General features: G+C 74.1%; 12 protein-coding genes. All 12 read left to right on the plus strand.

The features are described from left to right. Positions 1-22: 22 nt before the first annotated feature. On the plus strand, positions 23-2347 hold the full coding sequence (locus ACH35V_RS38490; RefSeq protein WP_395979819.1) for an MMPL family transporter: 2325 nt from the start codon (positions 23-25) through the stop codon (positions 2345-2347). Between the two features lie 453 nt (positions 2348-2800). Beyond that, entirely contained in the window at positions 2801-3586 is a 786-nt protein-coding gene (locus ACH35V_RS38495; RefSeq protein ID WP_395979820.1) for a class II aldolase/adducin family protein, read from the plus strand. 85 nt (positions 3587-3671) lie between these two features. Next, positions 3672-4742, plus strand: a complete 1071-nt coding sequence (locus ACH35V_RS38500; RefSeq protein ID WP_395979821.1) for a hypothetical protein — start codon at positions 3672-3674, stop codon at positions 4740-4742. Continuing rightward, positions 4739-5923, plus strand: coding sequence for a hypothetical protein (locus ACH35V_RS38505; RefSeq protein WP_395979822.1), 1185 nt, complete (start codon positions 4739-4741; stop codon positions 5921-5923). Before ACH35V_RS38500 ends, ACH35V_RS38505 begins: the two co-directional genes overlap by 4 nt. Then, positions 5920-7203 carry an aspartate aminotransferase family protein gene (locus tag ACH35V_RS38510; RefSeq protein ID WP_395979823.1) on the plus strand — a complete coding sequence of 428 codons (1284 nt, stop codon included), beginning with the start codon at positions 5920-5922 and terminating at the stop codon, positions 7201-7203. Before ACH35V_RS38505 ends, ACH35V_RS38510 begins: the two co-directional genes overlap by 4 nt. After that, positions 7200-8180 carry a hypothetical protein gene (locus ACH35V_RS38515; protein ID WP_395979824.1) on the plus strand — a complete coding sequence of 327 codons (981 nt, stop codon included), beginning with the start codon at positions 7200-7202 and terminating at the stop codon, positions 8178-8180. Before ACH35V_RS38510 ends, ACH35V_RS38515 begins: the two co-directional genes overlap by 4 nt. Next, the gene (locus ACH35V_RS38520) at positions 8177-8830 is read left to right on the plus strand and encodes a hypothetical protein (RefSeq protein ID WP_395979825.1); all 654 of its coding nucleotides are present in this window, start codon (positions 8177-8179) and stop codon (positions 8828-8830) included. The genes ACH35V_RS38515 and ACH35V_RS38520 overlap by 4 nt, the downstream gene beginning before the upstream one ends. Positions 8831-8875: 45 nt before the next feature. Continuing rightward, positions 8876-9316, plus strand: a complete 441-nt coding sequence (locus ACH35V_RS38525) for a type II toxin-antitoxin system RatA family toxin (RefSeq protein ID WP_395979826.1) — start codon at positions 8876-8878, stop codon at positions 9314-9316. Next, complete coding sequence (locus ACH35V_RS38530; RefSeq protein WP_395979827.1) at positions 9313-10323, plus strand: SDR family oxidoreductase; 1011 nt, start codon at positions 9313-9315, stop codon at positions 10321-10323. Before ACH35V_RS38525 ends, ACH35V_RS38530 begins: the two co-directional genes overlap by 4 nt. Before the next feature lie 55 nt (positions 10324-10378). Next, positions 10379-11362: an isocitrate lyase/phosphoenolpyruvate mutase family protein gene (locus ACH35V_RS38535; protein WP_395979828.1), complete on the plus strand. Its 984-nt coding sequence runs from the start codon at positions 10379-10381 to the stop codon at positions 11360-11362. Next, positions 11359-12321, plus strand: a complete 963-nt coding sequence (locus tag ACH35V_RS38540; RefSeq protein ID WP_395979829.1) for a nucleotidyltransferase domain-containing protein — start codon at positions 11359-11361, stop codon at positions 12319-12321. Before ACH35V_RS38535 ends, ACH35V_RS38540 begins: the two co-directional genes overlap by 4 nt. After that, positions 12318-12819 (plus strand): hypothetical protein (locus ACH35V_RS38545; RefSeq protein WP_395979830.1); only part of this gene is annotated, 502 nt, incomplete at its 3' end. The genes ACH35V_RS38540 and ACH35V_RS38545, both read left to right, overlap by 4 nt.

Here is a 12819-nt window from a genome sequence, read left to right on the forward strand (position 1 = left end):
GACGCTCCCGGGAGAGAGGCCGATGTTCGAGCGGTTGGGAAGGTGGGTGCACCGCCACCGGAGACTCGTGCTCGGCTGCGCCCTCGGGGCGGTGCTGTTCGCGGGCGTGTGGGGGACCCGCGTCTTCCCGGCCCTGGCCGGCGGCGGCTTCGACGCCCCGCACAGCGACAGCGTCCGCGCCGCCCAGGCGATCGAGGACCGGCTCGGCCGCGATGACGCCGACGTGCTCGTCCTGTACCGCAGCGACCGCGTCACCGTCGACGATCCCGGGTTCCGGAGCGCGGTCGTCTCCGCCGTCGGCGCGCTGCCGCCGGACGCCGTCCAGCGCGCGGTCACCTACTGGAACAGCGGCTCCGCCGACCTCGTGAGCGCCGACCGCCGCGCGACCTACGCGGCGATCACGCTGCGCGGGGACGAGGAGCGGCGCGAGGACGAGTTCGAGCGCATCGAGGCCGGCCTGCGCGTGCCCGGCCTCGACACGCAGATCGGCGGGCTCGAAGCCATCGACCGCGACATCAACGACCAGGTCGCCGAGGACATCGCGCGGTCCGAGCTGCTGTCGGCGCCGGTGCTGCTGGTGTTGCTCGTCCTGATCTTCCGGGGCCTCGTCTCGGCCGCGCTGCCGCTGGTCATCGGGGCGGCCGCGATCCTCGGCGCGTTCAGCGCGCTGCACGCGCTCACCTACGTGACGTCCGTCTCGGTGTACTCCGTGCAGATCGTCACCATCCTCGGGCTCGGCCTCGCGATCGACTACGCGCTCTTCATGGTCAGCCGGTTCCGGGAGGAACTGGGGAGAGGTCTGTCCGTCGAGGAGGCCGTGGCCCGCACGTCGGCGACCGCGGGGCGGACGATCGCGGTCTCCGGGGTCACGGTGGCGATCTCGCTGTCCGGCCTGCTCATCTTCCCGGAGGCATTCCTCCGGTCGATGGGCTTCGGCGGGCTGGCGGCGGTGCTGATCGCCGTCCTCGCCGCGGTCGTCGTGCTGCCCGCGCTGCTCGGGACGCTCGGACACCGGGTCGACGCGCTCGCCGTCCGCCTCCCGTTCGCCGCCCGCCGCGGCACCGGACGCGGGCGCGGAGGCGAGGCGCGGAAGGCCGGAGGTGAAGCTGGCGGCCCGGCCGGCATCCCGGCCGGTGACGGCGTCGGCGACGGCGCAGCGGACGGCATCGAGGACGGCAGGTGGTACCGGCTCGCGCGGGGCGTGATGCGACGGCCGGTGCTGTTCGCCGTGGCCATCACCGCCGTGCTGATCGCGCTCGGGCTGCCGTTCCTGCGCGTCGAGTTCGGCGGCGTCGACTACCGGGCGCTCCCCGCGTCCACCGAGAGCAGGCAGGTCGCCGAGCGCATCGACCGCGACTTCGGCGGCGGCGCGTCCGCCCCGATCCAGGCGGTCGTCAGGCTCCCCGGAGACGCCGCCGCCCCGGCCGGGAAGGCCGCGCTCGCCGCGTACACCGCCTCGATCGCCGGTCTGCCGGACGTCCGGGAGGCGGAGGTCAGCGGGGCGGCCGGCGACACGGCCCGGATCACCGTCGAGTACCGGAGCGACCAGCTGTCGGCGCGCTCGCGGGATCTGGTGCGGCAGGTCCGTGCGGTGGAGCCGCCGCCGGGAGCCGACGTGCTGGTCGGCGGCAAACCGGCGGAGCTGGCCGACATGCTGGACGATCTCGGCGCCCGGCTGCCCTGGATGCTGCTGATCATCGCCGGGGTGACGTTCGTGCTGCTCTTCCTGGCCTTCGGGGCGCCGCTGCTGCCCGTGAAGGCGCTGGCGCTGAACGTGGTCTCGCTCGGCGCGTCCTTCGGCGCGGTCGTCTGGATCTTCCAGGACGGCCACCTGTCCGGGCTCCTGGACTTCACGGCGACGGGGACGCTCGACGCCACGCAGCCGATCCTCGTGCTGGCCATCGTCTTCGGCCTGTCCATGGACTACGAGGTGTTCCTGCTGTCGCGGATCCGCGAGCGGTACCTCGCCACCGGCGACCCGGAGGACGCCGTCGCGACCGGTCTCCAGCACACCGGGCGGATCATCACCGGTGCCGCGCTGCTGCTCATCGTCGTGATCGCGGCCTTCTCGGCGTCCGGGATCGCGTTCGTGAAGCTGATCGGCATCGCCATGATCATCGCCGTGCTGCTGGACGCGACCGTCGTCCGGGCGCTGCTGGTGCCCGCGACGATGCGGCTCCTCGGCCGGGCCGCGTGGTGGACGCCCCGCCGGCTCCGCCGGGTGCGCCTTCCGATGGAGGACGCGTCCCCGCCCGCGGCGCTCTCGGCAGCGGCGCGCTCCGCCGGCGAGACGTCCGCGGGGCCGTCCGCGCCGCCGCCCGAGCCGTCGCGCAACGCCAATCCGTGACGGCTCTGACCGTCCCGCCGCGTCACCGCGCGGCCGCATTCCGTACAGGGCTGCTCAATTCGTCGATTGTTGACGAGTATTGAAATTTCTGTTGACGTTCGAAATGCGGGCTTCGGCCAGGAGGATTTCGGGCAGAGTAATCATGTCGCCACAATTTGCGCGGCGGCAGTCCTGGGCATGTGGTTGCCAGAGTGCGCTACTTTTCGGCTGGTAATTATGGCGGCAATCGTTCCGCTGTTCTCCGGAAGCTCGGCAAAACGCCTGGACAGAGCCCTGAATATTCTTCGCATTCGGGTCTGAGCGGCCTCTTTTTGGTCATCGAATCGAGTCCGAAACGAATGAAAGTCAAGATCTTGGCAGGATGTGGTCAACCAAAATCTTGACGCAAAGTTTCGGAGAAGTTAGCTTGCCAGACACGAAGAGTTGCAGGCGGTCGGAGCCAGGGGGCCCGAGATGATCGAATCGAGTACCGGAGTACGCACTCCGCACGAGCCTTTCGTGGCGCGGACGCCGGCCGAGGAAAGGCTGCACCGAAAGCAGCGGCTCGCCGTGGCTTTTCGTGTCTTCGCGCACTATGGGTTCGACGAAGGCGCCGCCGGATACATCACGGTACGCGACCCCGAACGCACCGACTGCTTCTGGGTGAACCCATTCCCGATGAGCTTCAGGCTGGTCCGCGTCCGCGATCTCCAGCTGGTCGACTCGGACGGGAACGTGCTGGTCGGGGACTGGCCGGTGAGCCGCTCCGCCCTCATGATCCACTCGCAGGTGCACGCGGCGCGCAGCGATGTCCTGTGCGTCGCCCACGCCCACTCGATGTACGGGAAGACGTTCGCCTCACTGCATCGCCCGCTCCGTCCGATCACGCAGGACGCGTGCATATTCTTCGAGGACCACGGCGTCGGCACCGACGACGCCGGACGCGTCGCGAACAACGAAGAAGTGGGCAAGCGGATCACCGAGGCGATCGGCGGCAACAAAGCCGCGCTCGTCGGCAACCACGGAATCTTCACCGTCGGCCAATCCGTCGACGAGGCGGCGTTCTGGTTCATCAGCATGGAGCATTCGTGCCAGGCGGAGTTGACCGCCTCGGCCGCGGGGGAGCCCGAGCTGATCCCGCCGGAGACCGCCCGGATCATTCGCGGTCACGTCGGATTCCCACTGGCCGGCTGGTACAGCGCACAGCCCATATTCGACTACATCATCGCCACTCAGCCGGATTGCCTCGACGAGGGCTGACGGCCGCGGCGCGGCAACGGGGCTCCGGGGGACGCGATCAGGGGAATTGCGTCGAGCCCTGTCCGGAGACACTAAGGGGAGCATCGTGTCCAGCAATATGGTCATGACGGGGAACCGCTCGTTCGGTGCGGTCGACCCGTCCGAGGCCGACCGTTTCAGTTCCCGGCTCACCATGAGCCCGCGCAAATGGGAGTTATACCGGGACGAACCCGGCTTCAAGATCGCCTGCTGCGGGCTGCTCGCCGAAGCGGGCCCCGCGGTCGTGGACTCGCTTCAGCGCTACGCGATCCTGGCGGTCAAGCCGGAGGGCTGGATCGACGGGGTGTTCCCGCGCGTCGCCGCCTTCCTGCCCCGGCACGGATTCGAGATCGTCGGCATGTTCCGCAGCCGGCTCACGCCCACCATGATCCGCGAGATCTGGCGCTACCAGTGGAACATCGCCCCGGTCGAGCGGATCGAGCTGAGCGAGCTGCTCCTGTCGCTCGGCCCCCTGTACGGCTTCCTGCTCCGCGACACCGCCCCGGTGGACGGCACGCCCGCGTCGGTGCGGCTCGCGAGGCTCAAGGGCCCGGCGATCCCGGCGCGGCAGCGGCCGGGCCAGCTGCGCCGCGAGCTCGGCGCGCCCTGCCGCCTCGTGACCTACGTCCACATCCCGGACGAGCCCGCCGACATCATCCGTGACCTGTCGGTCATGCTCGACCGGGCCGAGATGGTCCGGCTGCTCGCGCGGACCCTGGACGGGCCGCCCGCGCCGCTGCGGATCGATCCGGCCCGGCTGTCCGATGTCGCCCGGGTCGACGACTCGCTGCCCGGCGGCGGCCCGGTCGGCGCGCCCGGCGACTCGCTGTGGCGGCGCGCCCTCCTCATGAAGGCGGCCTTCGCCGCCCACGTGCCCGCCGATCACCTTGACGCCGACCGCCTGCCCGCCGACCACGGGGACGGCGGCGGGGTCGTCCGGCTTCCGCGCGACCTGTGGACGGCGATGCTCGACCTGTGCGCGGACGTCTCGGAACTGCCCACGCCCGGCGAGAAGCGCGTCGAGCCCCTCGCCGACATCCGGCCCGAGCCCCCGGCCGAACCTAGATCAGAGCCTCGGGCCGGCAGCAGGCCCGGGACCGGCGCGGCGAGCCCGCGCCAGGACGGGGGAGAGTCATGAGCGGATCCGCGCACCACGGCGACCCGGGCCGTCCGGCACGGGACGCGGCCTCCGGAGGGTGGGGCGAGGTCCTCGCCGCCGGCTGGCCCGCCGCGCCCGCGCCGCCCGAGCCGCCACCGCCGGACGCGGGGCTGACCGCCGCCGAGCGGATCCTGGCGGCGGCGGCCGGCGAACCGGCCGTCCTGCCGATCCCCGAGGAGTTCGGCGGGGGCGGCGGCGACCTTCTTAAGGCGGCGTCCGTCCAGCGGAACATGGCGCTCGCCGACCCCTCGATCGCGGTCGCGCTGAACATGCACATGCTGTCGGTGGGCCTGATGACCGACCACTGGCGGCGGGAACGCGACACGTCCTGGATGCTGCTGGAGGCCATCGCCACCGGGCACGAGTTGGTCGCGTCCGCGTTCGCCGAGCCGGGCGGCAGCCCGAACATCCTGCGCAGCACGACGCGCGCCGAGCGGACGGACGGCGGGTTCCGGCTGACGGGCGTGAAGTTCCCCTGCTCGCTGTCCACGACGGCGAAGCTCTTCTGCCTCTCCGCCCAGGTGGTCGGGGAGGACGTGACGATCGTCGCGCTCTGCCCGGCGCAGGCGCCGGGGCTGAAGGTCACCGGGGGATGGCCGTCGCTCGGCATGGGCGCGTCCGACACGGCGCGGGTGGAGCTGACGGACGTCGAGATCGACCGGCGCCTGGTCTTCCACGAGGCCCCGGCCGGAACGATCGACGACGTCGTGATCGGCGGGCTGGTCTGGTTCGCCGTGCTGATCAGCGCGACGTACCACGGGGTCATGAGCGGCCTGGTCGAGCTCGCCGCCGCCGCGCCGCCGCGCCTGCCGGAGCGGGTGCGGGAGGCGGCGCTGACGGCGGCCGCGGGCGAGCTGCGCGCGTTCGGCTCGTCCGCCCAGGGCCTGGCGCACGCCTGGACGAGCGGCCTCGTCGCCGGTGACGCGGCGCTCGTCTCGGCGGCGGCGCTGCGGCTGCAGCTCAGCGCGGTCACCGACCGCGTCCTCGCGGATCTGCGGCCGGTGCTCGGCGCCGCCGCGTACACCGCGGGCGCCCCCGCGTCGGCGCGGGTCCTGGACGCGCTCGCCGCGCACCACCACCCGCCGTCCCTGCCGCTGTGCGAGTCGCTGATCGCCGCCGCCGGCGCCGGTCGCCCGCTGTCGCTGGACCTGCGGTCATGAACATGACACCGGCCGTGGCGCCGGCCGGACCCCCGACCACCGCGCCGTTCGACCCGCTGCTCGCGGAGCGCCACCACCTGTCGCCCGGGCTCGCCCTGGCGCACCGGATGGCGGGCGGCGGCGCGTGGGAGCGGGAGGCCGACGGCGCCTGGGTGACGCTCTCGGACGGGCGGCGCCTGCTCGACCTCGGCAGCTACGGCGTCACGCTGCTCGGACACCGGCATCCGGCCGTGACGGCCGCCGTCGCCGCGCAGCTCGGCCGGCTGCCCACCAGCACCCGGTCGCTGGCGAACGAGGTGACGCCGCGACTCGCGTCCCGCCTGGTCGAGGCGCTCGGCCCGGGGCCGCTGCGGCGCTGCTGGTTCGGCTGCAACGGCGCGGACGCCGTCGACCTCGCGCTGAAGCTCGCGCGGGCGGCGACGGGCCGGCCGCGGGTCGTCGCGGCCGTGGGCGCGTTCCACGGGAAGACGCTCGGGGCGCTGAGCGCCACCTGGTACGACCGGTACCGCCGCCCGTTCACCGATCACCTCGCGGCGACGACGCACGTCGACGCCGCCGACCTCGCCGCGCTCGACCGGGAGCTCGCCGCGGGCGACGTCGCCGCGCTGATCCTGGAGCCCGTGCAGGGGGAGGGCGGCGTCCGTCCGGTCCCGGCCGAGGTCCTCGTCGGCTGGGCCGAGCTGGCCAGGCGGCACGGCTGCCACTTCATCGTCGACGAGGTGCAGACCGGGTTCCGCAGGTGCGGCGGCATGTCCGTGGCGCTGGACGCCGGCGCGCCGGTGTCGGCCGTCCTGCTCGGGAAGGCGCTCGGCGGCGGCGTCGCGCCGATCTCCGCCGTGGTCGGCACCGACGATCTGTTCGCGCCGCTCCTGCGCGACCCGTTCCTGCACTCGACGACGTTCGGCGGCCATCCGCTCGCGGCCGCCGCCGCGCTGGCCGCGCTGGACGTCGCGGAAGGGCTGCCCGACCGTGGGCCCGCCTTCGCGGCGATGCTGGCACGGCTCCGCCGCGCCCACCCGGAGCTGATCGCGGACGTGCGCGGCCGCGGGCATCTCTGGGGCGTCGAGCTGCGCGACGCGCGGCTCGCGGGCGTGCTGCTGGTCGAGCTGGCGTCGGCCGGCGTGATCGTGTCGCCGTGCCTCGGCCGTCCCGAGGTGATCCGGCTGCTGCCGCCGGCGATCCTCTCCGACGCCGACCTGGACGTCGCGGAGGCGCGGCTCGGCGCGGCGCTTCAGGCCACCCACCGCACCGCGCTGAGCCCTGGAGGGCAGCACCGATGACGCAGTTGACGACCCCGCCCGCTCCGCGTCCGGCGCCCCGGCCGCACGCCGTGGCGCCGGAGATCGCGCTCAAGGCCGTGGGCGCCCGCGTCGAGGACGTCCTCGACGCCGTGGCGCTGTACGACGGCGAGCCGTACCTGGTCGGCTCGCTGGCCGCCGGGCTCGGCGACCACCGGTCCGACATCGACGTGCACGTGGTGTCCGGCGACCGGCCGGCCGCGCTCGACGGCCCGGTGCTGGCCTTCACCCCCGCCGGGACCTGCGTCGACGTCCGGTACCTGGATCGGTGCACGATCGACCGGGTGGTCGGCGGCCGGCGTCCGGGCCAGGGTGCGCGCCCCGCGGGCCGCGGTGACGCGTGGCTGCTCAGCCGGTGGCTCAACGCGGTGCCGCTGCGCGCCGGGGCGCCGCCGCTGCTGCTGGACGACGGGCAGCGGGCCCAGGCGGTCGGCTTGATCACCACGTCGCTGCTGGCGGACCTGACCGCGCTGGCGGCCTTCGCGGCGCTCGCGGAACGTGCGGGCGCCGACCGCGCCTGGTACCTGTGCCGCCGCGCCGGGACCGTCGCCTGGGAGCTGGCAGCGGTCCTGTCGGGCCAGTACCACCTCGGCGAACGGTGGCTGCCCGCGCGCTCGGCCGCCCCCGAGGTGGCCGCGCTCGCCCGGGACGCCGGGGCCGCCCGCCGCGCCGCCGACCTTGACGGGGTGCTGCGGAGGCTGGGCGTCGACCCGGCCGCGGCGGCCGGCCGCGTCGGGCTCCGGGCCAGTCCGGAGGCCGAGCGGTGGATGCTGGCGGGCGAGCCGTTCCTGCTGGTCGCGGGCCGCCGCCTCGTCCCGGCCCTGCCGTCGGTGCCCGCGACGGTCGCCGCCGCCCTGGACGGGGACGCGGCGGCGGTGTTCGCCGGGCTCGTCAACGGCGCGTTGCGCTGGACGGTCGACGTCGGCGGCCTCGCGCCCCGGCTGGAGCCGGCCCCATGAGCACCGAGCGGGACGCGAGAACGAGCACCGAGCGGGACGTGAGAACGAGCACCGAGCGGGACGTGAGAACGAGCACCGAGCGGGACGCGAGCACGAGCACCGAGCGGGACGCCCACTGGTACGCGGCGGAGGGGATCGCCGCGGCGGTCGCGCACGCGATGCTCGTCCAGCCCGGACGGGACGACGTCATGGCGGCGATCGAGCGGGACGACTGGCCGCGGGCGCTCGCCGCGGCGAGCGAGTGCCTGCGGTGGATCGCGCTGTGCCGGGAGGTCCTCGGCGGCGGGAGCGCCGCGCGGACGGGCCTGGAGGTCGACCTCCTGATCGCGGGAGGCGGCCGCCCCGGCCCACCGGCCGCACCGCCCGTGCCACGCGAAGCGGGCAGGTCGGCCGCACCGGACCCGGCGGATCCGCTGGAGGCGATCCGGTCCATGACGCCGAGCACGGTCGTGACCCGGGCGGACGCGGAGCGGGCCGCCGCCGCCGTGGCAGCCGCGGACGCCGGTCTCCGCGCCGAGCTGCCGCTCCGGATGCCCGTCCGGCGCACGCCGACCGGCAACCAGCCGGCGGCGGAGACCGTCTCGCAGCTCGAACGGCTCAGGCACCGGCTCGGCCTCCCGCTCTTCGACTGGGAGGCATGGATCGGATGAACACGATGGAGCCACGGACGAACGCGAAGAGGAAAGGAGGGCGGCATGCCGCAGGTTCAGGTTGAGCTCAGCATCGCCGCGGACGCCGACGCGGTCTGGCAGGCCGTCCACGCGGTCGAGGCGTATCCGCGCTACATGGAGAGCGTGCGAAGCGTCGAGATCGTCGCCGACGACGGGACGTCCCGGACGACGGCGTGGTCGGTCCTGCTGAAGGGGTCGGTCCTCGAATGGACGGAGGCCGAGCGCGTCGACGACAAGCGCCGCCGGATCGAGTTCAACCAGCTCGACGGGGACCTCGACCGGTTCGACGGCCACTGGCAGGTCACGTCCGAGCCGGCGGGCCGCACCCGGGTCGAGCTCGACATCGCCTTCGAGATCGGCATCCCGCTGCTCGCGCAGATGCTCGACCCGGTGGCGGTGCGGGCGATCCGCGACAACAGCGTGCAGATGCTCCGCGGGCTGGAACGCAGGGCGGTCACCGGATGACGCGCGTACTGCTCACGGGGGCGACGGGGGTGCTCGGCTCGGAGCTGCTCGGGTCGCTGCGCCGCCGCCGCGGTGTCGAGGTCGTGGCCGTCAGCCGGCGGGGGGCGCCGGACGACGGCGTGCTGCGCTGGCGGATGGGGGCCGAGCCGCCGCCGGACGAGCTGCCGCGCCGGTTCGACGCGGTCGTCCACGCGGCCGCGACGACACGCTGGAACCAGGATCCCGAGGAGGCGTGGGCGGGCAACGTCCAGAGCACCGAGGCGGTCCTGGAGCTGGTCGGCGACGACACCCATCTGGTGCACGTGTCGACGGCGTTCGCGATCGGCCTGCGCGGCGACACGTCGTCGGCGCGGCTGTCCGACTACCGCAACTCCTACGAATGGTCGAAGGCCGCGGCGGAGCGCCTGGTCACGGGGCACTCGCGGTGCACCGTCGTCCGCCCGCCGCTGATCATCGGCCGCCGGACGGACGGCCACATCGCCCGCTTCTCCGGCCTGTACACCTTCGCGCGCGCCTGCGTGACGGGTCTGGCGCCCGCGATGGTGGGCGAGCCGAAGGGGACGGTCGAGATGGTGCCCGTGGACGACGTCGCCGACGCCGTCCTCGCCGCCCTGGACGCCGGCCCCGCGGCGGACCCGGCCGGGCCGGTCGTGCTCGGTACCGGCGCCGCCGCGCTGACCACCGAGGACCTGGTGCAGGCATCCTTCACGGCGATCAACGGATGGCGGGCGCGGCACGGGGCGTCACGGCTGGCGCCGCCGCCGATCATCTCGGCGGAGCGCTGGGACCGGTTCTTCCTGCCCTTCGCCCGGACGACGCTCACCGGCCGGCAGCTGCGGGTCATCGAGCTGCTGAGCGAGTTCGTCCCGTACGTGTCGATGGCGGAGGCGCCGGAGCCGACCGTGCTCCTGCACCCCGTCCATGACGCCCTGGCCCTCTCACTGTCCTTCTGGGCCGACGCGAATTCGCGGGCCGCGTCCGCCGAACCCCGCCCGTGGGCCGCCTGACACATCCGGACCGGGGGCCGCCGACGATCCAGCGAGTTCCGAACGAGGAGACGACATGGGGACGAGACCTACCACGCGGCTGCGCCGCGCCGTCATGGCCGGGGGTGAGCTCCCGGTCGCCCTGGTCGGGGTGCACAACGCGCTGGTCAGCCGGCTGGCGGAGCGCGCGGGATTCGACGGCGGGTGGGCGAGCAGCCTGGAGGTGTCCGCCGTCCACGGGCTGCCCGACCGGAACCTGCTCGGGTTCGCCGAGATGCTGGCCGCGTCCCGGTCCATCGCGGCGGCGTCGGACCTGCCGCTCGTGGTGGACGCCGACAACGGCTACGGCACGGTGGAGACGTGGATCCGGGCCGTCCGGGACTTCAGCGGCAGCGGCATCGCCGGGGTCTGCGTCGAGGACAGCGCCTTCCCGAAGCGCAACAGCTTCCTCGGCGGCGGCCCGCGGGACCTGGAGGACGTCGAGAGCTTCGCCGAGAAGATCGCCGAGGCGCGGCGCGCCACGCTCGACCCCGACTTCCTGGTGATCGCGCGGACGGAGGCGCTCATCGCGCAGGAGGGCATGGACGCGGCGCTGGCCCGCGCCGTCCGCTACGCCGACGCGGGCGCGGACCTCGTCCTGCTGCACACGCGGCAGAAGGACGGCGGCGAGGCCCTGGAGGTGGCCCGGCGGTGGACGCATCCGGCGCCGCTGGTGAGCATCCCGACGGCGTACCCGCACATCTCGCTGCGCGCGCTCGGCCGGCTCGGCTACCGCATGGCGATCTACGCGAACCAGCTGCTGCGCGCCACGGTGTCCACGCTCGACCAGACCCTGGCGGCGATCCGCAGCGGCGAGGGCCTCACCCAGCTGGAGCGCCGCATCGCCCCGATGGCGGAGCTCCTCGACCTGAGCGAGGACTTCCGCCGCTCAGGCCAACCGGGACACCCGGCAGGCCGTCCGGGACAACCCGCGGACCAGACAGCGCAGGCGGCGGACTTGCCAGTGCAGGCGGCAGACCGGCCAGTGCAGGCGCCGGACCGGACGGGACAGCCGGTATGAAGGCGCTGATCTGCGGCGACGCGGTCCGCGCCGCGCTGCGGCCGGTGAGCCTGCGCCCCGAGGAGGTCATCGACGTGCTCGGGAGCTGCCTGGAGGGCGACGAGGTGTACCTGGTCGGGTCGCTCGCGGCCGGGCTCGGGAACGCGGGCAGCGACGTCGACCTGCACGTCTTCGTCCAGGAACGGGCCGAGGGCGTGGTCCCGATGCTGTTCTTCGCCGACCGGACACGGCTGGACCTGGTGCACTACGAGTCGGGCACCCCGGCCGCCGCGCTCGCGCGGACGCCCGTCCAGGACGTCGCCCTGCTCGGCGGACGATGCGCGCTCGGCCCCGTCCCGCCCATGACGGACATGAAGCGCCTCAGCCGGTGGGCGACCGCCGTCCCCCTGTACGAGGGAGCCCCGCCGATCTTCACCGCGGAGGAGACCGCGCGGATCGCCGCGGCGCTCGTCCGCCTCGCCGTCGACATCGCGGTGCGGGCCGCGGCCCTCGCGGTCGTCATGGCGGCCGCGAAGGCCCCGCTCGCCGGCCTGGCCTGGTCCCGAGCCGCGGAGCGCGCGGTCGAGGCCGCCGTCCGGGCACGCGGGGAGATCTTCGTCGGCGACAAGTGGCTGCCCGCCAAGGCACGCCGCTGCGGCTTCCCACCGGCGCTCCTCGCCGACGCGCGCCGCGTCACGACGGCCGCCGACTTCGCCCGCTACGCCGACCGGCTCGGCCTGCGCGTCGGCGACCCGGCCGCGCTGGTGCGGCTCACCCCCGCCGAAGCGCCCGACTTCACCTTCGGCGACACCACCTTCCAGCTCGTCGGCGAGCACCTCCTGCACCGGCTGAACCTCCCCTCGGACTCCCTTGACGACGCGCTGGAAGCAGTGGACGCGCCGGCCCTCGCCGAGGCGATCACCCACGGCGCCGTCGCCCTCGCCGCCGATCCGGCGGCCGTCGACGGGAGGCTGGCATGACCGCCATCGACGCGCGCTGGTTCGCCGACAAGGCCACCGCCGCCTCCTGGAGCCACGCCCTGCTTGTGCAGCCAGGACTGGAGGACGCGGAGGCCGCCGCCGACGCCGAGGACTGGGCCACCTGCCTGCTCGCCTGCCTGCTGACCGCCGAACGGCTGGCGTTCTGCGAACTCGTCCTCGACGGCCGGGCGGCGTCCCCCCGCGAGGCCGAACTGCTGCTGGCGCTCGGCACGGCCCCGACGCCGGTCACCGACGGGCTCCGCGACCTCCAGCGGCTCCGCGCCGAAGCCGCCGCCGACATCGACCGCGCGACCGCGGAAGCGGCGCTCGCCTGCCTGGCCACCGCGGACGAGCACGTCCGCGACCGCATCCCGATCGACGTGCTGCCGATGCGCACCCCGGAGGGCTTCTACCCGTCGCTGCGCGTGGCCGCGACACTGGAGCAGCTGCGGAAGTCGGTAGGGCTCGGCCCGTTCCAGTGGGATTGGTGGACGAACC

This window comes from Actinomadura sp. 1N219 (assembly GCF_044326405.1).
GTDB lineage: Bacteria > Actinomycetota > Actinomycetes > Streptosporangiales > Streptosporangiaceae > Spirillospora.

Excerpts from the sequence above, each read along its gene's own strand:
- ACH35V_RS38490 (WP_395979819.1), top strand. The coding sequence starts at position 23 with ATGTTCGAGCGGTTGGGAAGGTGGGTGCACCGCCACCGGAGACTCGTG.
- ACH35V_RS38495 (WP_395979820.1), top strand. The coding sequence starts at position 2,801 with ATGATCGAATCGAGTACCGGAGTACGCACTCCGCACGAGCCTTTCGTG.
- ACH35V_RS38505 (WP_395979822.1), top strand. The coding sequence starts at position 4,739 with ATGAGCGGATCCGCGCACCACGGCGACCCGGGCCGTCCGGCACGGGAC.
- ACH35V_RS38510 (WP_395979823.1), top strand. The coding sequence starts at position 5,920 with ATGAACATGACACCGGCCGTGGCGCCGGCCGGACCCCCGACCACCGCG.
- ACH35V_RS38515 (WP_395979824.1), top strand. The coding sequence starts at position 7,200 with ATGACGCAGTTGACGACCCCGCCCGCTCCGCGTCCGGCGCCCCGGCCG.
- ACH35V_RS38520 (WP_395979825.1), top strand. The coding sequence starts at position 8,177 with ATGAGCACCGAGCGGGACGCGAGAACGAGCACCGAGCGGGACGTGAGA.
- ACH35V_RS38525 (WP_395979826.1), top strand. The coding sequence starts at position 8,876 with ATGCCGCAGGTTCAGGTTGAGCTCAGCATCGCCGCGGACGCCGACGCG.
- ACH35V_RS38530 (WP_395979827.1), top strand. The coding sequence starts at position 9,313 with ATGACGCGCGTACTGCTCACGGGGGCGACGGGGGTGCTCGGCTCGGAG.
- ACH35V_RS38535 (WP_395979828.1), top strand. The coding sequence starts at position 10,379 with ATGGGGACGAGACCTACCACGCGGCTGCGCCGCGCCGTCATGGCCGGG.
- ACH35V_RS38540 (WP_395979829.1), top strand. The coding sequence starts at position 11,359 with ATGAAGGCGCTGATCTGCGGCGACGCGGTCCGCGCCGCGCTGCGGCCG.